12 protein-coding genes, 7 pseudogenes and 1 riboswitch are annotated in these 20,136 nt (G+C 59.9%); of the genes and pseudogenes, 8 read left to right on the top strand and 11 right to left on the bottom strand.

Translation table 11 applies throughout. From position 1 onward, the window contains the following. Window positions 1–100: 100 nt before the first annotated feature. Window positions 101–2,169, bottom strand: a pseudogene (locus EIO60_RS07595) (DNA polymerase II). Between the two features lie 110 nt (window positions 2,170–2,279). Between EIO60_RS07595 and EIO60_RS07590 the strand changes: the two are divergent. Next, window positions 2,280–2,982: pseudogene (locus EIO60_RS07590) on the top strand (DedA family protein). Here EIO60_RS07590 and EIO60_RS07585 read toward each other — a convergent pair. The 4 pseudogenes from EIO60_RS07585 to sgrR form a co-directional block, all read right to left on the bottom strand. Beyond that, window positions 2,959–3,396 (bottom strand): annotated as a pseudogene (locus EIO60_RS07585) (ATP-binding cassette domain-containing protein); the annotation flags it as partial. The pseudogenes EIO60_RS07590 and EIO60_RS07585 sit on opposite strands and share 24 nt — an antisense overlap. After that, window positions 3,397–4,535 (bottom strand): annotated as a pseudogene (locus EIO60_RS07580) (ABC transporter permease family protein); the annotation flags it as partial. Then, window positions 4,511–5,435 (bottom strand): annotated as a pseudogene (gene thiB, locus EIO60_RS07575) (thiamine ABC transporter substrate binding subunit). The pseudogenes thiB and EIO60_RS07580, both read right to left, overlap by 25 nt. Before the next feature lie 72 nt (window positions 5,436–5,507). Beyond that, a riboswitch (TPP riboswitch) is annotated at window positions 5,508–5,600 on the bottom strand. A 77-nt stretch (window positions 5,601–5,677) separates the two neighbouring features. Beyond that, window positions 5,678–7,231 (bottom strand): annotated as a pseudogene (gene sgrR / locus EIO60_RS07570) (HTH-type transcriptional regulator SgrR). Window positions 7,232–7,485: 254 nt separating this feature from the next. On the opposite strand from sgrR, the pseudogene EIO60_RS07565 reads away from it, so the two are divergent. Next, window positions 7,486–8,661, top strand: a pseudogene (locus tag EIO60_RS07565) (MFS transporter). A 267-nt stretch (window positions 8,662–8,928) separates the two neighbouring features. On the opposite strand, the gene leuD reads toward EIO60_RS07565, so the two are convergent. From leuD to EIO60_RS07540, 6 genes are all read right to left on the bottom strand, one after another. Then, a complete protein-coding gene (gene leuD, locus EIO60_RS07560; RefSeq protein ID WP_258576400.1) occupies window positions 8,929–9,534 on the bottom strand; it encodes a 3-isopropylmalate dehydratase small subunit in 606 nt (201 codons plus the stop codon). Between the two features lie 2 nt (window positions 9,535–9,536). Beyond that, window positions 9,537–10,940: a 3-isopropylmalate dehydratase large subunit gene (gene leuC, locus EIO60_RS07555; protein ID WP_258576399.1), complete on the bottom strand. Its 1,404-nt coding sequence runs from the start codon at window positions 10,938–10,940 to the stop codon at window positions 9,537–9,539. A 4-nt stretch (window positions 10,941–10,944) separates the two neighbouring features. After that, entirely contained in the window at window positions 10,945–12,033 is a 1,089-nt protein-coding gene (gene leuB / locus EIO60_RS07550; RefSeq protein WP_258576398.1) for a 3-isopropylmalate dehydrogenase, read from the bottom strand. Window positions 12,034–12,035: 2 nt separating this feature from the next. Beyond that, window positions 12,036–13,592 (bottom strand): 2-isopropylmalate synthase, encoded by a 1,557-nt coding sequence (leuA, locus tag EIO60_RS07545; RefSeq protein WP_258576397.1) that lies wholly within the window; start codon window positions 13,590–13,592, stop codon window positions 12,036–12,038. A 90-nt stretch (window positions 13,593–13,682) separates the two neighbouring features. Then, the gene (gene leuL / locus EIO60_RS16635; protein WP_127908400.1) at window positions 13,683–13,766 is read right to left on the bottom strand and encodes a leu operon leader peptide; all 84 of its coding nucleotides are present in this window, start codon (window positions 13,764–13,766) and stop codon (window positions 13,683–13,685) included. Between the two features lie 241 nt (window positions 13,767–14,007). Beyond that, a complete protein-coding gene (locus EIO60_RS07540; protein ID WP_258576396.1) occupies window positions 14,008–14,181 on the bottom strand; it encodes a hypothetical protein in 174 nt (57 codons plus the stop codon). Between the two features lie 316 nt (window positions 14,182–14,497). Here EIO60_RS07540 and ilvI point away from each other — a divergent pair, with 316 nt between their 5' ends. From ilvI to ftsL, 6 genes are all read left to right on the top strand, one after another. Next, on the top strand, window positions 14,498–16,222 hold the full coding sequence (gene ilvI, locus EIO60_RS07535) for an acetolactate synthase 3 large subunit (RefSeq protein ID WP_258576395.1): 1,725 nt from the start codon (window positions 14,498–14,500) through the stop codon (window positions 16,220–16,222). 2 nt (window positions 16,223–16,224) lie between these two features. Further along, window positions 16,225–16,716, top strand: a complete 492-nt coding sequence (gene ilvN, locus EIO60_RS07530; RefSeq protein WP_258576394.1) for an acetolactate synthase small subunit — start codon at window positions 16,225–16,227, stop codon at window positions 16,714–16,716. Window positions 16,717–16,904: 188 nt separating this feature from the next. Beyond that, complete coding sequence (gene cra, locus EIO60_RS07525) at window positions 16,905–17,915, top strand: catabolite repressor/activator (RefSeq protein ID WP_258576393.1); 1,011 nt, start codon at window positions 16,905–16,907, stop codon at window positions 17,913–17,915. 492 nt (window positions 17,916–18,407) lie between these two features. Continuing rightward, on the top strand, window positions 18,408–18,866 hold the full coding sequence (mraZ, locus tag EIO60_RS07520; RefSeq protein ID WP_258576392.1) for a division/cell wall cluster transcriptional repressor MraZ: 459 nt from the start codon (window positions 18,408–18,410) through the stop codon (window positions 18,864–18,866). A gap of 2 nt (window positions 18,867–18,868) precedes the next feature. Beyond that, complete coding sequence (gene rsmH / locus EIO60_RS07515) at window positions 18,869–19,810, top strand: 16S rRNA (cytosine(1402)-N(4))-methyltransferase RsmH (protein ID WP_258576391.1); 942 nt, start codon at window positions 18,869–18,871, stop codon at window positions 19,808–19,810. Next, entirely contained in the window at window positions 19,807–20,127 is a 321-nt protein-coding gene (ftsL, locus tag EIO60_RS07510; RefSeq protein WP_258576390.1) for a cell division protein FtsL, read from the top strand. Before rsmH ends, ftsL begins: the two co-directional genes overlap by 4 nt. Window positions 20,128–20,136 lie beyond the last annotated feature (9 nt).

Here is a 20,136-nt window from a genome sequence, read left to right as displayed (position 1 = left end):
CACCGTTTCCCCAGACAAGGTAGAGGTCTGGTCAGGTTTTAAGCGCGGTAGGATTCAGGAAGGGCGCTATGGTACTGGAAGGCAGGCCTTTCGTCACCTGTCAAAAAAGCCCCAGCTGCCCAGTAATCAGTGCAGCAAAGTCACCGTCGACGAAAGGAAGTATGCCATCAGCCACCGGCTGCAGCTGTTTGCTGACGTAGTGATCGTAGTCGAGCGGGGTGACGCGCGCCTCCAGCGGCTCCGGTCCGGCTATGGTCATCACGTAGCTAATGGATCCGCCGTTGTGGTACTGCAGCGGGCGATTCAGCTTGCGGTTCTGCTCATCCGCCAGCCGCGTGGCGCGCACGTGCGGCGGCACGTTGCGCTCATAGTCGGCCAGCAGGCGGCGCAGCCGTTTTTTATACACCAGCTGCTCGTCCAGCTCGCCCGCCAGCAGCTGCACTACTGTTGTGTCGCGCACGTAATCCTGCCAGGGCTCGCCGCGGAAAATGCGGCCGTAGAGCGCCTGCTGGAACTGCTGCGCCAGCGGCTTCCAGTTGGTACGCACTGACTCCAGCCTCTTGAAGATTAGCCGCTCCTGCGCGCCGTCGCGCACCAGCCCGGCATAGCGTTTTTTGCTGCCCTGTTCGGCGCCACGAATGATCGGCATCAGAAAGCGGCAAAAGTGGTTTTCATACTCCAGCTCCAGCGCGCTGGTAAGGCTGTACTGCTGTTGCCGATGGTCGCGCCACCAGCTGTTGACCCGCGCCGCCAGGCGGCGGCCGATCTGCGCCGCTTCCGCTTCGCCGTGCGGCGACTTCAGCCCGACAAAGGTCGAGTCGATGTCGCCGTAAATAACGTCGAAACCCTCCGCCTCAATCAGCTTGCGCGTTTGCTGCATGATGGCGTGGCCGCGCAGGGTGATTGACGAGGCGAGACGCGGATCGAAAAAGCGGCAGGCGCTGGTACTGAGCACGCCGTAGAAGGCGTTCATAATGATCTTCAGCGCCTGCGACAGCGGCTTGTTGCCCTGTTTTTTCGCCGCCTCGCGCCCTTGTCAGATCTGCTCGACGATGGCGGGCAGACAGTGGGTCTGGCGTGAAAAGCGCGCCTCGCGGAAGCCGGGCACCGAATCGGCGTCGTCCGGGTGCGCCAGGCCTTCCACCAGCCCCACTGGATCGATCAAAATAAGGTGCGAATAATCGAGGGGTAGAGGCTTTTGTAATCGAGCACCAGCATCGAGTCGTAGAGATGGGGCGCGAGTCCATCACATAGCCGCTGGGACTCGCCTCCGGCGCCACGTCGCCTAGGTTGGGCGCGACAAAGCCCGCGCGGTGCATGCGCAGAATATAGAGATGATTAAAGGCCGACACCGAGCCGCCGTGGCGATCCGCCGTCAGCCCGTTGACCGCCGCGCTCTCCAGCAGAAACGGCATGATCTCGGTTTTATGGAAGATGCGCGTCACCAGCTCGCAGTCTTTCAGGTTGTAGCGCGCCAGCGCCGGCTTATCGTTGGCGAAGTGCCAGTTAATCTCCTCCATGCGCTGCCAGGGATTGTTAATCGCCTTGCCTTCGCCCAACAGCTGCTGCGATACCGACTCCAGGATGTAAGAGGGAAAATCCCAGAAGGCAGATTTCAGCGCCTCGATGCCGTCGATCAGCAGGCGGCCGGGCGCGCTGGCGTCGCCGTTGGGCGGCCCCAGCATAAAGACCTGGCGCTGGCCGCACCCCTTAAGGCCGATGCAGTAAGGCTCGCCGTGCTGGGTGGTTTCGATATCGAGCGATACCCACTTCAGCGGCGGGCGGTAGTCAGGATGGGGCTTCAGGCGCGCGTTGACCAGCGCGTCGCCCTGCGGCTCGCCGCTGAACCACACCGGCGCGGTGATAAAGCGATCCATTAGGAAACGTTCCGGCGGCCGAATATCCGCCTCGTAAATCGGAATGCCCTGTTCGCGCAGCAGCTTCTCCAGCCTCTGCAGCTGGCGATGCTGGCGGCAGTAGAGGCCAAACACCAGACGGCGGCGAAAATCCCGCAGCGTCAGCGGCTGTAAGCGCACCTGACGCTCGTCGCGCAGCAGCGCCTCTACCTGCGGCTGATAGTGGCACGGAATAAAGGCGACCGACTCCTGCGCGGGGCAGTACCAGGCGCTGCGGGCCGCTGTCCGTGGAGAGCCAGAGAACGATTTCGATGCCCTGAGGGCTGTCGCGCCGCCTCTGGACAATCCAGCATCCCACGTCTGATAAGGAAGGTTATGGAAGCCTAGATTCAACATTTGTTTACGCAGTCGCTAGAGTAAGCGCTGATTGCCGTTGCGCTGGTGACCTTTCTTGAATCGCTGGCCTTCGTCGGCCTGCTGTTGCCGGGCACAGTGATGATGGCGAGCCTGGGCGCGCTGGTGAGCAGCGGCCAGATTGGGCTTTATCCCGCCTGGGCGGCGGGCTTCGTTGGCTGCCTACTGGGCGACTAGATCTCCTACGGCATTGGCTGGAAGTTTCAGGGGCCTCTACACCGCTGGAAATATCTGCAAAAGTACAAAGGGCTGCTGGATAAAACCGAGCACGCGCTGCATCAGCACAGCATGTTCACAATTCTGGTAGGGTGCTTCGTCGGGCCAACGCGTCCGCTGATCCCGCTGGCGGCAGGCATGCTGGAGCTGCCGGTACGCAAGTTTCTGCCGCCGAATCTGATCGGCTGCGTCTTCTGGCCGCCGCTCTATCTGCTGCCGGACATTCTGGCGGGCGTGGCCATCGACGTGCCGAGGGATGCGCAGAGCGGCGCCTTTAAGTGGCTGCTGGTGGCGCTGCTGGCTCGGCTGGCTCGGCTGGCGCTGGTGGCGCAGCGGCAAAACCCAGGACTGGGCGACGGCGTATCTGCCGCCCGAGCGGCTGCGCTGGCTGGCGCCGCTGGGACTGCTGGTGGCCGCCGGCGCCTTTGTGGCCATTCAGTTCCATCCGATGACGCCGATGTTCCGCGAGCTGTTAGGGCGCGTCTTCTTTGCCTGAGGCGTGGCGGATGCCGAGCACTTCCGCCTCGCGCGCGCTGCCTGACAGCAGCGCCTCGGTCGCGCCGTCCCAGGAGACGACGCCATCGACGATTATCTGTCTACGTGGTGCGATCTGCTGCGCATCCTCCAGGCTGTGCGACACCATCAGCAGAGTGATGGCGCGCGCCTCGCAGACGTGGCGCACCAGCTGCAACATCTCATTGCGCAGCGCCGGATCGAGCGCCGAGAAGGGCTCGTTCAGCAGCAGCAACGGGCGGTCGCGCAGAAGACAGCGCGCCAGCGCCGCGCGCTGCCGCTGGCCGCCGGAGAGCAGGCTCGGCAGCCGCGTCAGCAGATCGCTTAATCCCACCTGTTCGGCAATCTCCTCCAGCTGTCGCCGCTGCGCCTCGTTCAGCTTTAATCCCGGGTGCAGGAGCACGCAGGCAAAGGCCAGTGCCTGCGCCAGCGGCCGCTTCAGCGCACGCAGCTCAATCAGGCGCAGCCGCGGTGCCAGCCGCTGATGCCCAGCAACGCGCACAGGCTGGCGTAGCGCTCAGCGATATCACGCATCGGGTTCTCCAGCACCTTCAGCGCATAGGGAACGGCCAGCAGCGCATTGGCTAAGATCACCAGCCCGTCGGGCGCGTCGGCCAGCCCTGTGGTGGCGTTGAGCAGTAGAAAGAAACCAGTTGCCAGCATGATGCCGGGCATCGCCAGGAGCAGCATGCCGCTGGTCTCCATGAGCTACGCCGGCCAGACGCGCTGACGCAGGCGCAGCTCGCGGCTGCTCCAGAGCAGCATCATGGTTAGCACCATGCAGAGCAGGCCGCCGCGCAGCCCGTCGGCGATCACCGCCAGCAGCGGCGGCAGCACCAGCGTCAGACAGAAGGCGAGCTGAATCAGTGCCAGCAGTGCGGCGCGGCCGGGATCGTAGCCGTAGCTCAGCGCCTGGAAGATGGCCAGCTCGATAGTGGTGGCCTGCGGCCCGCCGCCCAGCGATAGCACGGTGGCAAAGCTGGCGAAGCAGAGCATAAAGATCAGCGCGCCGGCGGGCAGCAGCTGGCGCTGATCGCCGGGAATGCTCTCCAGCGCCTACAGCAGCAGGCGCGTCGCCAGCGGCAGGTTAAAAAACAGGTACGCTAGCAGAATGCCCTGCAGGCCGTGGGGCGAAAAGCGGTAGTCGAGGCCGAGCCACTGGCAGATCTGCGCCAGCCAGCCGACTCGGCCATAAACCGTCAGCAGGCCGAATACCGCCACCAGCACCGGCAGCACCAGCGTCATGGCGCAGAGGCGCAGCAGCAGCTGACGTCCAGGAAAACGCCGCTGGTAGAGGGCGCGCGCCAGCGGGGTCGCCGGCAGCAGCGACAGCAGGGTGGAGAGGGCAGCCTGGGTAAAGGAGAAGCGCACCACGTGACGCAGATAGCTGTCGTGCAGCCGCGCCCGCTAGTCGCCCGCCGGCGCGCTGAACCAGAGCGCGCCGAACGCCAGCAGCGCCACCGCGATCAGCGGCAGCGCGGCGCTGGCGCCCGGCACCATCCACAGTGGAATCAGCGGCTGACGGCGCGTTGCCATGTACTGATCCAGTCTGCGCGCTGCTGCGCCACCTCCTGCGGACTAAACTGCAGGGCGGTTTGAGGCACGTTCAGCGTCGCGAAACCGGCCGGCAGATCGCTTTTCACCACCAGATACATCCAGTTGCCGGTGGGAATCGTCTGCTGGAAGGCGGGCGTCAGCATAAATTGCTGCGCCAGCCTGGGCTGTTAGCTGCGCGGCGACCTCAACCTACAGATAGTGGCCTTCGGCGAACGGCGCGGCGGCATAGTTCGCTTTCTTCTCTTCGATCAGGTTAGGCGAGCGAGGTGGTATAGCTCAGCCCCAGCTCCCCTTCGCCCTTCAGGAACAGGCCGTAGGCTTCGCTCCAGTCTTTGGTGACGGTAACGGTTTTCTGCGCCGGCTTCTGCCAAGCCTCCAGCGCCTGGTCGCCATACACCTTCTGCATCCAGAGCGGCAGGCCCAGCCCCGGCGTGCTGGGGCGCGGATCTTCATAGATCACGCGCCATTTTTCCGGGCTCTCCACCAGCTATTTCAGGCTGATCGGCGGATTTTATCGTAGACGAAGGTGAAGTAGCCGTAGTCGTAAGGCACGAAGGTCTGATCCTGCCAGCCGCCCGTCAGCGTCAGGCGCTGCAGATCGACCTTGCTTTTAGCAAACAGGCCGGTCTGCTGGGCCGCCTGCAGCAGGTTGTTGTCGAGGCCAAGCACTACGTCCGCCTTGCTGCGTTTGCCCTCCATGCGCACGCGGTTCAGCAGCGACACCCCATCTTCCAGCGCCACGTAGCGCAGCTCGCAGCCGCACTGCGCCTCAAAGGCCTTTTTCACGGCGGGCCCTAGGCCCCATTCAGCGGAAAAGGAGTCGTAGGTGTCGACGGTGAGAACCGGCTTTGCCGCCAGCGCAGGCGCGGACAGCAACATCAGCAGGGGGAGAATCTGTTTAACCACTTTGCGCTCCTTGAGGAGAATTGTTATGAGTCGCAAAGGATCTGAGCGTGGCGGCCTCTCAAATCCCTACGTCGGTATTAACCTAATCAGGTTCGACGGGTTTCTCTCAGCCTTTTGCAGGCACCTTGTTGAGAACGGCTCATTCTAGACACTTCATCGTCGCGGCGAAAGTCTCACAGCGACGGCGGTGCGAACCAGGCGGATTTAAAATCGAACTAGCCGAGGGTATTGAGCCGCACGCCGCGCATGCTGCGCTCGCCTTCCAGCAGTAGCCAGTGATGGAACAGCGGATGAAGCGCGTCGGCGTCCAGCAGTCGTTTGCTCCATTCGGCGAGCGGCAGCGCCTGCCTCCGCCAGCGGGCGGCGTCCGCTTCCCAGTCGATTGGCACGCAGTGGTGCAGCAGCGGGATCTCATACAGCTGCGCGAACAGCACATACTCCAGCGGCAGGGTAAAGTTGCCAAGCCAGACGTCGCTTTCCGCCGCGCCCTGATGCCAGCTTTCGTACTCCACCTCGCGGGTGATCAGCCGGACATTGTGCTGCGCCAGCAGCGGACGCAGTGTGCTGGCGATGCCCTGATGCTTGACATGCTGTCTGTACCAGGTGAGCGTCAGGCTCTCCAGGCCCGCCGGTTTCTCCACCGGCGTCAGGTCGCGACGGTGATACCAGCGCGGCAGTAGCCCCTCGGCGGGAAACCAGTAGCGCTGATAGCCAGCTTCGGCGTGGTTGAGCAGCGCGATGGGATTCAGCAGATGGCTGAGCCAGCGGCGAATGGCGGCGTCGCGTCCTTTGGCGGAGCGCTGGTCGAACAGCAGAAAGTAGCAGCCCTCTTCGAGGCAGCTCTCTTCCGATTTTTCATCGGCCGTTTCGCCTTGCAGCCGTAGGCTGGAAAATAGACCACCTCGTCGCTGATCTCCTGCAGAACCCAGACGGAGACGTCGTCGATCAGCGCGCGAAAGCCGAAATAGTCGTTAAAGGCTTTGATTTTCATCTGGCTTTGCTGGTTGCGCACCACGCGATAGGGGCCAGTGCCTACAGGCTGGCGGGCGAAGTCGCGCATCTGCGGCCATTCACACGGCAGGATCATCTCGCTGACGCTGCCGAGCAGCCATGGCAGCCAGTCGTCAGGTGCGCTGAGATAAATATCCAGCGTCCAGGGCGCGGGCGAGTCGATGGCGCGGATATGGGAGAAGAGCGGCTGCGCACGTAGCCGCTCCAGGCTTGCCGCCACATCCTCCATCTCCAGCTCGCGGCTGTGGTGAAAGCGCACGGCGGGGCGGATAAAAAAGCGCCAGTGCAGCAGCGACATCCGTTGCCAGTGGTGAGCAATATCCGCTGCGTTTCCGAGCGGCGCAGCGGCAAGCCGGGCAGCAGGTTAAGCAGCGGACGGTAGTTGAGCACGCGCAGGATATGCTTGCCCTGGTGAAAGCTGCGCCCAAGGTGGGCGCGGATCATCTGGCGTACCTCTGCCTTGTCGCCTACCAGCTGCACCAGCTGATCGATGCGGTCCTGCGCCAGCAGATCTTCGGCGCGCTGCTGTTGCAACGCCAGGCCGGTATAGCAGAGGCTGAGCCGCGAGCGTTTGACGCGTCCCGCTTCAGCCTGTTAGGTGAGCCAGCCCGCATCTGCATCGCGTTGAGCAGGTTGCGCATATGGCGGCGCGAGCAGTGCAGCCGCTCGGCCAGCTCGCTCAGCGTGACCAGCTGGCTTTCGCCCTGGCAGCTTTGCCACAGGCGGATGAACTGCTGCTTCAGACGGGATGAGGACATAAAAAGAGGAACTCCTTGCGAAAAGCACTCAGTTTTTCCTGCCCCATATTAAAGGCAAACTTTGCGCTGTGGGAAGAGCGGGAGGCATTCAGCACTGAATGGCGCTCGACCCTGATGCCGTTTCAGCAGCGTCCTTTCTGAGTAGGGTGCGATTTCACCGCCAACAGCGATTTTCTCTGCTGGCTTTTTTCTGTTGCGTTAAAATCCTCTCTCTTTTTCTGCTTCTGCTTTCACCACTGCAAAGGGATTTCGCTATGAAATCGCTGTTAACCCGGTCACGCCACATTAACCCGGTCTTCCTCGCCTTTATGGCTTCCTCCTTTATGATCGGCGTGGCGGGTGCGCTGCAGGCGCCGACGCTGAGCCTGTTTCTGACGCGCTAGGTGCAGGCGCGGCCGTTCTGGGTCGGGATCTTTTTTACCGTCAACGCCATCGCAGGCATTGCGGTCAGCATGCTGGTGGCGAAGCGCTCCGACAGCCGCGGCGATCGCCGCACCCTGATTCTGTTTTGCTGCCTGATGGCGCTGTGCAACGTGCTGTTTTTCGCCTTCAGCCGCCACTATCTGACGCTGATTACCTTAGGCGTCTTGCTCTCGGCGCTGGCCAGCGTCTCGATGCCGCAGATTTTCGCGCTGGCGCGCGAGTATGCTGACCGCTCGGCGCGCGAGGCGGTGATGTTCAGCTCAGTGATGCGCGCGCAGCTCTCCCTCGCCAGGGTGATCGGGCCGCCGCTCTCCTTTGCGCTGGCGCTCGATTTTGGCTTCGTGACGCTGTTTCTGGTGGCGGCCGCGCTGTTTCTGCTCTGCATTCTGCTGGTCAAATTCACCTTGCCCTCGGTGCCGCACGCGCAGCCGCTGATGCAGAGTGGCGGCATGCCGCTGAGCGGCTGGCGCAACCGTGACGTGCGCCTGCTGTTTATCGCCTCGGTGATCATGTGGACCTGCAACATCATGTGTATCATCGATATGCCGCTCTATATCAGCGCCATACTGGGACTGCCGGAAAAGCTGGCGGGACTGCTGATGGGCACCGCCGCCGGGCTGGAAATCCCAGTGATGCTGCTGGCCGGGCACTACGCGAAGCGCGTCGGCAAGCGCAATCTGATGCTGATCGCGCTGGCTGCGGGCATTCTGTTTTACGCCGGGGCTGGCGCTGTTCGCCTCGCAGACCGCGCTGATGGCGCTGCAGCTGTTTAACGCGGTGTTTATCGGCATCATCGCCGGCATTGGCATGCTGTGGTTTCAGGAGCTGATGCCGGGCCGGCCGGGCGCGGCGACTACCATGTTCACCAACTCGATCTCCACGGGAATGATTCTGGCGGGGGGGTGATTCAGGGCACGCTCAGCGAGCGCTTCGGGCATATTGCGGTCTACTGGTTAGCGCTGGCCATCGCGGCGTTCGCCATGTCGGCGCGTGTGAAGAACGTTTAAAAGAGAAGGGCGACGCGGTGGTCGCCCTGGGTTGGGATCAGGTGCAGACGGGGGGCATGGGCCGATCGCAAAGTCCATTGCATCCATGCGCGCTCGTCCCGCGTTGATATGCACCTCATCCCTGAGGTGCGCCCGTAAACGGGCTAACGCGCTGCGTTGTGCAAAAACGCCTCGGCGTTTTTGTCCCTGTCGCGGGACGCTTTGCTCCTTTGCCCATGCCACTCGCGTTTCAACTCCGGCGCCGTCTGAGAGCGAGCGTTGTCTGCCTTAATTCAGAAACGCAGGCTGGCGCTGTTCATAGTCGCTGATCGCGGCTTCGTGCTGCAGCGTCAGGCCGATGCTGTCGAGGCCGTTCAGCATGCAGTGGCGGCGGAAGCTGTCGATCTCAAACGTATAAACCTTGTCGCCCGCCGTCACCGTCTGCGCTTCCAGATCGACGGTAAAGCGAATGCCTGGCTGTGCCGCTACCAGCTTAAACATCTCGTCGACCTGCTCGTCGCTGAGGCGCACCGGCAGCAGCTGGTTGTTAAAGCTATTGCCGTAGAAAATGTCGGCGAAGCTGGGCGCAATCACCACGTGAAAGCCGAAGTCGGTCAGCGCCCAGGGCGCGTGCTCGCGCGAGGAGCCGCAGCCAAAGTTTTCCCGCGCCAGCAGGATGCTGGTGCCCTGGAATTCCGGCTTGTTCAGCACAAAGCTTGCGGTCGGCACGGTGCCGGCGTCATCGTCGAAGCGCCAGTCGTGAAACAGGTGCGCGCCAAAGCCGGTACGTGTGACCTTCTGCAGAAACTGCTTCGGGATAATGGTGTCGGTGTCGACGTTCGCCGCGTCCAGCGGGGCGACGATGCCGGTATGCTGAGTAAATTTATTCGCCATGATCACGCTCCTGTCAGTTCACGAATATCGGCAAAGCGGCCGGAAACCGCTGCAGCGGCGGCCATCGCCGGGCTGACCAGATGAGTGCGTCCGCCGCGGCCCTGACGGCCTTCAAAGTTACGGTTGCTGGTTGAGGCGCAGCGCTCGCCCGGATTCAGGCGATCATTGTTCATTGCCAGACACATCGAGCAGCCTGGCAGACGCCATTCGAAGCCCGCTTCGAGGAAAATCTTGTCTAGACCTTCCGCTTCCGCCTGTGCTTTCACCGGACCGGAGCCCGGCACCACCATCGCGACGACGCCCGGCACCACTTTGCGCCCTTTGGCGATCGCCGCCGCCGCGCGCAAATCTTCGATGCGCGAGTTGGTGCAGGAGCCGATAAACACTTTATCGATCGCCACGTCGGTCAGGCGGATGCCCGGCTGCAGATTCATATAGGCCAGCGCTTTCTCGGCGGAGGCGCGCTCGACCGGATCGGCAAACGAGGCCGGGTTCGGGATCAGTTGATCGACGGCGATCACCTGGCCCGGGTTGGTGCCCCAGGTGACCTGCGGTGCGATGTCGACGGCGTTCAGGGTCACCACGGTGTCGTAGTGCGCGCCTTCGTCCGACTTCAGGGTGCGCCAGTAGGCCACCGCCTGCTCCCACTTCTCGCCCTGCGGCGCGAACTGACAGCCCTTCAGGTAGTTGAAGGTGGTGTCGTCCGGCGCCACCAGGCCCGCTTTGGCGCCCATCTCGATCGCCATGTTGCACAGGGTCATACGACCTTCCATGCTCAGCGCCTCGATAGCCGGGCCGCAGAATTCGACCACGTGGCCGGTGCCGCCCGCGCTGCCGGTTTTGCCGATAATCGCCAGCACAATATCTTTCGCGGTGATGCCCGGCGCGGCGTCGCCCAGCACCTCAATTTTCATGGTTTTGGTACGGCCCTGCTTCAGCGTCTGGGTAGCGAACACGTGTTCGACTTCCGAGGTGCCGATGCCGAACGCCAGCGAGCCGAAGGCGCCATGGGTCGCGGTGTGCGAGTCGCCGCAGACGATGCTCATGCCCGGCAGCGTCATGCCTTGCTCGGGCCCGATTACGTGCAATATGCCCTGGAACGGGTGGTTCAGATCGTAGAGCTGCACGCCGAACTCGGCGCAGTTCTTGATCAGCTCCTGCATCTGAATGCGCGCCATCTCACCGGAGGCGTTGATGTCTTTGGTCTGGGTCGAGACGTTATGGTCCATGGTGGCGAAGGTCTTCGACGGCTGACGCACCTTGCGGCCGTGCGCGCGCAGGCCGTCAAACGCCTGCGGTGAAGTCACCTCATGGATCAGGTGACGATCGATATAGAGCAGCGGCGTCTCGTTGGGCGCTTCGTGAACGACATGTGCATCAAATAACTTTTGATATAAAGTTTTCATTTTATTATTTTTCCTCGACGATAAAGCGGGCAATGATGCTGCCCATCTCATCCGTGGTGACGGCTGGGCCGTCACCGGCCAAATCTCGGGTGCGATGGCCTTCTTCCAGCGCGCGGCTGACGGCGCGCTCGATGCTGTCGGCGGCGGCGGCGTTCAGGCTGTAGCGCAGCAGCAGAGACAGCGACAGGATCTGCGCGATCGGGTTGGCGATATTCTGCCCGGCGATATCCGGCGCGGAGCCGCCTGCCGGTTCGTAGAGGCCGAAGCCCTCTTCGTTCAGGCTGGCAGAGGGCAGCATGCCCATCGAGCCGGTGATCATCGCGCACTCGTCAGAGAGAATGTCGCCAAACAGATTGGAGCAGAGCAGCACGTCGAACTGCGACGGATCTTTAATCAGCTGCATGGTGGCGTTGTCGATGTACATATGGCTCAGCTGTACATCGGGATAATCCTGCGCCACCTCATTAACGATCTCGCGCCACATCACCGAGGTTTGCAGCACGTTGGCTTTGTCGATGGAGGTGACTTTACTGCGGCGCTTGCTCGCCGACTCGAAGGCGATGCGCGCGATGCGTTCAATCTCGAAACTGTGGTAGACCTCGGTGTCGAAAGCGCGCTCGTGCGGGCCGCTGCCTTTGCGCCCTTTCGGCTGGCCGAAGTAGATGCCGCCGGTCAGCTCGCGCACGCACAGAATATCGAAACCTTTCGCGGCGATATCGGCGCGCAGCGGGCAAAAGGCCTCTAGGCCCTGATAGAGCGCGGCCGGGCGCAGGTTGCTGAACAGTTTGAAATGCTTGCGCAGCGGCAGTAGCGCGCCGCGCTCCGGCTGCGAGGCGGGCGGCAGATGTTCCCATTTCGGGCCGCCGACCGAGCCGAACAGAATGGCGTCGGCCTGCTCGCAGCCCGCCACGGTGGCAGGCGGCAGCGGTTCGCCGTGGCGATCGATGGCGATGCCGCCGACGTCATACTCGCTGGTGGTAATGCGCATATCAAAGCGGTGGCGAATGGCGTCCAGCACCTTCAGGGCCTGCGCCATCACTTCCGGACCGATACCGTCGCCAGGCAATACTGCGATATGTGAAGAGGTAGACATAGTTACACCGTTTCCTTCTGAAATTTGCGCTGCAGTTCTTTTTCGACTTCTTTGGCGCGCCAGATATTGTTCAGCGCATTCACCATCGCTTTTGCGGACGATTCGACGATATCAGTCGCTAGGCCGATGCCGTGGAATTTGCGGCCGTTGTAGTTGACCACAATATCCACCTGACCCAACGCGTTCTCGCCGTGGCCTTTCGCCGTTAACTTGTAGTTCATCAGCTCCGCTTCAAAGCCGGTGATGCGGTTGATCGCCTGGTAAACCGCGTCCACCGGACCGTTGCCGGTGGCGGCGTCCGCTTTGGTCTCGTCGCCGCAGCCCAGCTGCACCGAGGCGGTCGCCGTGACGCTGGAGCCGGTCTGCACGTTAAATTCATTCAGCTGGAAATATTCCGGCTCTTCATGCTGTTTATTAATGAAGGCCAGCGCTTCCAGATCGTAATCGAACACCTGGCCTTTCTTGTCAGCCAGCTTCAGGAAGGCGTTGTACAGCGCGTCCAGGCTGTAGTCGCTCTCTTTGTAACCCATATATTCCATGCGGTGCTTCACCGCGGCGCGGCCGGAGCGCGAGGTCAGGTTCAACTGGATTTTGTGCAGGCCGATCGATTCCGGCGTCAGGATTTCGTAGTTCTCACGGTTTTTCAGCACGCCATCCTGATGGATGCCGGAGGAGTGAGCGAAGGCGTTAGAACCGACCACCGCTTTGTTCGCCGGGATCGGCATATTGCAGATCTGGCTGACCATCTGGCTGGTGCGGTAGATCTCCTGATGGTGGATGTTGGTGTGCACGTTCAGGATCTGCTGGCGGATTTTAATCGCCATTATAACCGTTTCCAGTGCGCAGTTGCCGGCGCGCTCGCCCAGGCCGTTCAGCGTGCCTTCCACCTGACGCGCGCCCGCCTGCACTGCGGCCAGCGTGTTGCCGGTCGCCATGCCCAGATCGTCGTGGGTGTGCACCGACAGAATTGCCTTGTCGATATTGGGCACGCAGTTGATCAGCTGGCTGATGATGTTGGCGTATTCGCCCGGCAGGGTATAGCCCACGGTGTCGGGAATGTTGATGGTGGTGGCGCCGGCGTTAATCGCCGCTTCCACCACGCGACACAGATCGTCAATCGGCGTGCGGCCGCCATCTTCGCAGGAAAACTCCACGTCGCTGGTGTAGTTGCGGGCGTGTTTGATCATATGCACCGCGCGTTCAATCACCTCCGGCAGCGCGCTGCGCAGCTTGGTGGCGATATGCATCGGCGAGGTCGCGATAAAGGTGTGAATACGGTAGGCGTCGGCAACGCGCAGCGCTTCGTAAGCCGCATCGATATCCTGTTCAACGCAGCGTGCCAGTCCGCAGACGCGGCTGTTTTTGATGGTGCGCGCGATGGTCTGGACGGATTCGAAATCGCCCGGCGACGAAACCGGAAAGCCGACTTCCATCACGTCAATGCCCATGCGCTCCAGCGCCAGTGCGATCTGCAATTTTTCTTTCACACTCAGGCTGGCCTGTAACGCCTGCTCACCGTCGCGCAGAGTTGTATCGAAAATAATGACTTGCTGGCTCATCGTATTCATCCTTATGCGTTAACTTCGCCGTGCAACGAGCATAAAAAAACCCGCGCATGGCGCGGGTTTTTAACTTTCAGCAGGTTCGAATCAGTGTTTGATTCTGCCCACGAGTCTACCGCGCAAACTGAATGCGTTAAGTAGTAGACCAAGTAGGCGAAATGAATGAAACATGGATTCGAACCTCGTAAATGTTGTGCTGCACATATTGGTACTGGAATCGGGACGGGATGTCAACCATAAGTAAAAGGGTATTTTCGCCGTGCTGTTAAGAAAAAATTCTGCTATTTGGCGCGCGTTCAGTGGAACAGGTGTGCCGGGGGTAAGTGGGCGGCGTTATTTAACGAATGCGTGCGGGAGTCTGTCTGCGAATTTAATTTATCTCATTGAAATTAATAGTTTTATAAAATATTTTTTACCTTTTAGTAAAACCGGTACGGTACGGCAGAATAATGTCGTGCTTCTGGTTAATAGCAAAGGTAATAACGCCAGCAATGAATTCGGCAGGAAAAGTGTTGGCTAAAAACCGCGAGGTTAATTTTTTATTATTTCTTATATAACCCGCTGAAAATGTTTTCACCGCCAGCATTTTCTTCTGCCTAAATCTGGACGAATTAGATAATTCCTCGCGCCGTCAACATATCCCGCAGAGGCTTTCAAGCCGCATCAGCGATAAGCGCGGCGTCTGACGTTTGCCTGCTAGGTTTTCTGCGGTTATGGTAATCGGCTAACTCTTAAAACAATCAACCAAGCAGATTTCTCTGTATCTGGATGACGGAAATGACTTTCGTCGTCTGTGCATAACATAAGGTTTTGATCTTAACTGGCGAGCAGGGGCAGGAGGCCGGTGACGCGCGGGAAAGCGTTCGTCATTGGATTCAGTTCCTCAAGCCTGGAGGCAAGAAATGGAGATGTTGTCAGGAGCCGAAATGGTCGTCCGTTCGTTGATCGATCAGGGCGTGAAGCAGGTGTTCGGTTATCCGGGCGGTGCGGTGCTGGATATTTATGACGCGCTGCAAACGGTCGGCGGGATCGATCACGTTCTGGTGCGTCACGAGCAGGGCGCCGTGCATATGGCCGACGGACTGGCGCGCGCGACGGGCGAAGTGGGCGTGGTGCTGGTAACCTCGGGTCCCGGCGCCACCAATGCCATTACCGGCATCGCCACCGCCTATATGGATTCTATTCCGCTGGTGATTTTGTCAGGCCAGGTGCCTTCCTCGCTGATCGGCTACGACGCCTTTCAGGAGTGCGACATGGTGGGCATCTCGCGCCCGGTAGTGAAGCACAGCTTTCTGGTGAAAAATACCGAAGAGATCCCGACGGTGCTGAAAAAGGCATTTTGGCTGGCATCCAGCGGGCGTCCGGGGCCGGTGGTCATCGATCTGCCGAAGGATATTCTTAATCCGGCCAACAAGCTGCCCTACGTCTATCCCGAGTCGGTAAGCATGCGCTCCTACAATCCCACCATTCAGGGACACAAAGGGCAGATCAAGCGCGCCCTGAACACGCTGCTCGCCGCGCACAAGCCGGTGATTTACGCCGGCGGCGGCGCCATCACTTCTGGCTGCGAGCCGGAGCTGCTGCAGCTGGCAGAAAAGCTGAACATTCCGGTGACTACCTCGCTGATGGGACTGGGCGCGTTTCCCGGCACCCATCGCCAGTCGGTAGGCATGCTGGGCATGCACGGCACCTATGAAGCCAACATGACCATGCACAATACCGACCTGATCTTCGCGGTCGGCGTGCGTTTCGACGATCGCACCACCAACAATCTGGCCAAATACTGCCCGAACGCCACGGTGCTGCATATCGATATCGATCCAACGTCGATATCCAAAACCGTCGCGGCGGATATTCCCATCGTCGGCGACGCGAAACAGACGCTGCAGCAGATGCTGGAGCTTCTGGGGCAGAGCGAGGCGAAGCAGGAGCTCGACAGCCTGCGCGACTGGTGGCAGAGCATCGAAGGCTGGCGCAGCCGCAAATGCCTGGCGTTCGATCGCAACAGCGAAAAGATCAAACCGCAGGCGGTGATCGAGACCATCTGGCGCCTGACCAACGGTGACGCCTACGTCACCTCGGACGTTGGCCAGCATCAGATGTTCGCGGCGCTCTACTACCCCTTTGACAAGCCGCGCCGCTGGATCAACTCCGGCGGTCTCGGCACCATGGGCTTCGGCCTGCCGGCGGCACTGGGCGTGAAAATGGCTCTGCCGCAAGAAACGGTGATCTGCGTGACCGGCGACGGCAGCATTCAGATGAATATTCAGGAGCTTTCCACCGCGCTGCAGTACGATCTGCCGGTGCTGGTGCTGAACCTGAATAATCGCTTCCTCGGCATGGTGAAGCAGTGGCAGGACATGATCTACTCCGGCCGCTATTCGCAGTCTTATATGGAGTCGCTGCCTGACTTTGTGCGTCTCGCCGAAGCCTACGGGCACGTCGGCATCGCTATTCAGCATCCCTCCGAGCTGGAAGAGAAGCTGCAGCTGGCGCTCGACACCATGGCGAAAGGGCGACTGGTGTTTGTCGACGTCACCGTTGACGGTAGCGAGCACGTATACCCGATGCAGATCCGCGGTGGGGCGATGGATGAGATGTGGCTGAGCAAAACGGAGAGGACATAATTATGCGTCGTATTTTATCGGTTCTGCTGGAGAATGAATCCGGCGCATTGTCTCGCGTGGTGGGCCTCTTTTCCCAGCGCGGCTACAACATTGAAAGCCTGACGGTGGCACCGACTGACGATCCCACACTGTCGCGCATGACCATTCAGACCGTGGGCGACGCGAAAGTGCTGGAGCAGATCGAAAAGCAGCTGCATAAGCTGGTGGACGTGCTGCGCGTCAGCGAGCTGGGGCAGGGCGCCTACGTCGAGCGCGAAATCATGCTGGTGAAGCTGCAGGCGACCGGCTACGGCCGTGAAGAGGTTAAGCGCAGCGCCGAAATCTTCCGCGGACAGATTATCGACGTGACGCCGACGCTGTACACGGTTCAGCTGGCCGGCACCAGCGACAAGCTCGACGCCTTCCTCAATACCGTGCGCGAAGTGGCAGAGATTGTTGAAGTGGCGCGTTCCGGCATCGTCGGCGTGTCGCGCGGCGATCGCATTATGCGGTAATCACGGCAGGTTATTGTCTCTAACCCAGCGTAATGCTGGGTTTTTTTATTTTATGCGCTGGGTGGAGTTCATTAATAAAAGCGGTTGCTCAACGCGGATTTCTGCTGTTAGATGTGACAAACGAGTTACCCTTAGTTTAGCTGCGGACATTTAGCGCAGCCCAGCTTGCCGTGAAGTATGGAGTTATCGTGAAACTGGATGAAATCGCGCGTCTGGCGGGCGTGTCACGCACCACCGCCAGTTATGTCATCAATGGCAAAGCGAGGCAGTATCGTGTCAGCGAAAAAACCGTTGAGAAAGTCATGGCGGTAGTGCATGAACATAACTATCACCCTAACGCAGTGGCGGCGGGCCTGCGCGCCGGACGCACGCGTTCCATCGGTCTGGTTATCCCCGATCTGGAAAACACTAGCTACACCCGCATCGCCAACTATCTTGAGCGGCAGGCGCGCCAGCGCGGCTATCAGCTGCTGATCGCCTGTTCGGAAGAGCAGCCCGATAACGAGATGCGCTGCATTGAGCATCTGCTGCAGCGGCAGGTGGACGCCATTATCGTGTCGACCTCGCTGCCGCCGGAACACCCTTTTTATCAGCGCTGGATCAACGATCCGCTGCCGATTATCGCGCTGGACCGCGCGCTGGATCGTGAACACTTTGCCAGTGTCGTCGGTGCCGATCAGGATGACGCCTTTGCCCTGGCGGCTGAATTACGTCAGCTGCCGGTGAAAAACGTCCTGTTTCTCGGCGCGCTGCCGGAGCTTTCCGTCAGCTTTCTGCGCGAGATAGGCTTTCGCGACGCGTGGAAAGAGGATCCGCGTCCCGTCGACTATATCTACTGCAACAGCTTTGAGCGCACCGCGGCGGCGGCGTTATTTGAGCGATACCTTGAGGATCACGCGATGCCGGAGGCGCTGTTTACTACCTCTTTCGGCCTGCTGCAGGGGGTGATGGATGTGACGCTAAAACGCGATGGTCGGCTGCCAACCGATCTTGCTATCGCGACATTTGGCGACCACGAATTACTGGACTTTCTGGAGTGTCCAGTGCTGGCGGTCGGGCAGCGCCACCGCGACGTTGCGGAGTGCGTACTGGAGTTAGTTCTGGCTTCGTTAGATGAGCCGCGAAAACCGAAACCGGGATTAACGCGTATTCGGCGCAATTTATTCCGTCGCGGTCGGCTAAGCCGCAAAATTAAATAATCGCAGGACGGCGCCTGCGCCGTCCTGAAATTTTTATACCCCCGCTCAGCTCAATATTCAGGGTAAAAAAGCGTAAATTTGCGACACCTGAACTAACAAATTAGCGGCGATATGGTTATTAATTGTCCATTTCTTCCGCCAGCCGTGCGGCTTCGCGCGGCTTCTGGCCACTGGGCTTTCTTTCAGAAACACCCTAAAATGCCGCCCCTGTCTCAGAAATAGTGAAGATTATTAGCGCAAGGTATTAGGCTTATTTTTAATAATTTTTTTTAACCTTTCTGTTTTTAGGCCATTATTCATATTCATCGGCTTAATTTTTTTAATAGCCCTTTTCCCCTCAGCCGCTTTTCACTCAGCGAAATTAATCGTTGTAAATAGTGATATTCCCGCCGCGCTTCGGCTTGACAACGATTTCATCGCCTCCGTAAACTCGTGGCGTGGTAAAAAGTGGGATAAAGTGGTGAAAATGGGTTGCTGAGGGTTAAGGCTGGCATGTTCCGTGGAGCAACGTTAGTCAATCTCGACAGCAAGGGGCGACTGGCCGTGCCAACGCGCTATCGCGATACGCTGATGGGGGAATCTCAAGGGCAGATGGTATGCACCATCGACCTCCATCAGCCCTGCCTGCTGCTTTATACCTTGCCCGAATGGGAAATCATTGAAAGAAAGCTGTCTCACTTATCCAGCATGAATCCGGTAGAGCGTCGCGTACAGCGACTGCTGCTCGGCCATGCCAGTGAGTGTCAGATGGACAATGCAGGCCGCTTGCTGCTAGTGAATACCCTTCGTCAACATGCGCACTTGACAAAAGAAGTGATGCTGGTCGGCCAGTTCAACAAGTTTGAACTGTGGGATGAACAGATCTGGTATCAACAAGTTAAGGATGACATTGACGCAGAACAGTCGGCTCAGGAACATTTATCTGATCGGTTGCACGACTTGTCACTATAGCTATGCAGGAAAATTTTAAACATACCACGGTGCTGCTGGACGAGGCGGTTAACGGCCTCAATATCAGGGAAGACGGCATCTACATCGACGGCACCTTTGGTCGCGGCGGACATTCATGTTTAATTCTGTCGCAGCTGGGCGTGCAGGGACGGCTTATCGCCATCGATCGCGACCCGCAAGCTATCGCCGCAGCCGCAGAGATTACGGATCCGCGCTTTTCAATTATGCACGGCCCGTTTTCGGCGCTGGCCGACTATGTCGAAGAGCTGGGACTCAGCGGCAAAATAGACGGCATTCTGCTCGATCTGGGCGTCTCGTCGCCGCAGCTGGACGATGCCGAGCGCGGCTTCTCTTTTATGCGCGACGGACCGCTCGATATGCGCATGGATCCGACGCGCGGCCACTCCGCCGCCGAATGGCTGCTGCACGCGGAAGAGGCGGATATCGCCTTTGTGCTGAAAACCTACGGCGAGGAGCGTTTCGCGAAGCGCATCGCGCGCGCCATCGTTGAGCGCAACCGCGAGCAGCCGATGACGCGCACCAAAAAGCTGGCCGAGGTCATTGCCGCGGCAACGCCGGTGAAAGACAAGTTCAAGCATCCGGCGACGCGCAGCTTCCAGGCGATCCGTATCTGGATCAACAGCGAGCTGGAAGAGATTGAAAAGGCGCTGAAAGGCGCGCTGACGGCGCTGGCGCCGCAGGGGCGGCTCTCGGTTATCAGTTTCCACTCGCTGGAAGATCGGCTGGTGAAGCGCTTTATGCGCGACCAGAGCCGCAGACCGCAGGTGCCGGCCGGCATTCCGATGACCGAATCGCAGCTTAACGCGCAGGGCGGACGCCAGCTGAAGCTGCTGGGCAAAATGACGCCGGGCGAAGCGGAAGTGGCAGATAATCCGCGCGCGCGCAGTTCGGTGTTGCGCATTGCAGAGAGAACCGACGCATGATCGGCAACGAGCGTCACAGCCTGCCGGGAGTGATCTGCGGCGATCTGCGGCGATTCGGCAAAATCCCGCTGATTTTGCTGATTGCCGTTTTAGTCTCTGCCGTCATGATAGTGACGACGACGCATAAAACGCGTCTCCTGACCGCGCAGCGTGAGCAGCTGGTGCTGGAACGCGACGCGCTGGACATTGAATGGCGTAACCTGATCCTTGAAGAGAGCGCGCTGGGCGATCATAGTAGGGTGGAGCGCATCGCCACCGAAAAGCTGCAGCTACAGCAAGTCGATCCGTCACAGGAAAACATTGTGGTACAGAAATAAGGAACGCTA

This window comes from Candidatus Pantoea persica, assembly GCF_013753875.1.
GTDB classification, from domain to species: domain Bacteria; phylum Pseudomonadota; class Gammaproteobacteria; order Enterobacterales; family Enterobacteriaceae; genus Pantoea; species Pantoea persica.
The sequence above is the reverse complement of the archived record's forward strand: the minus strand, read 5'-3'. Positions and strand labels throughout refer to the sequence as shown.

Coding starts and splice junctions, on each gene's coding strand:
- leuD (WP_258576400.1), bottom strand. CDS start 9,534: ATGGCGAATAAATTTACTCAGCATACCGGCATCGTCGCCCCGCTGGAC.
- leuC (WP_258576399.1), bottom strand. CDS start 10,940: ATGAAAACTTTATATCAAAAGTTATTTGATGCACATGTCGTTCACGAA.
- leuB (WP_258576398.1), bottom strand. CDS start 12,033: ATGTCTACCTCTTCACATATCGCAGTATTGCCTGGCGACGGTATCGGT.
- leuA (WP_258576397.1), bottom strand. CDS start 13,592: ATGAGCCAGCAAGTCATTATTTTCGATACAACTCTGCGCGACGGTGAG.
- leuL (WP_127908400.1), bottom strand. CDS start 13,766: ATGTTTCATTCATTTCGCCTACTTGGTCTACTACTTAACGCATTCAGT.
- EIO60_RS07540 (WP_258576396.1), bottom strand. CDS start 14,181: ATGCTGGCGGTGAAAACATTTTCAGCGGGTTATATAAGAAATAATAAA.
- ilvI (WP_258576395.1), top strand. CDS start 14,498: ATGGAGATGTTGTCAGGAGCCGAAATGGTCGTCCGTTCGTTGATCGAT.
- ilvN (WP_258576394.1), top strand. CDS start 16,225: ATGCGTCGTATTTTATCGGTTCTGCTGGAGAATGAATCCGGCGCATTG.
- mraZ (WP_258576392.1), top strand. CDS start 18,408: ATGTTCCGTGGAGCAACGTTAGTCAATCTCGACAGCAAGGGGCGACTG.
- rsmH (WP_258576391.1), top strand. CDS start 18,869: ATGCAGGAAAATTTTAAACATACCACGGTGCTGCTGGACGAGGCGGTT.
- ftsL (WP_258576390.1), top strand. CDS start 19,807: ATGATCGGCAACGAGCGTCACAGCCTGCCGGGAGTGATCTGCGGCGAT.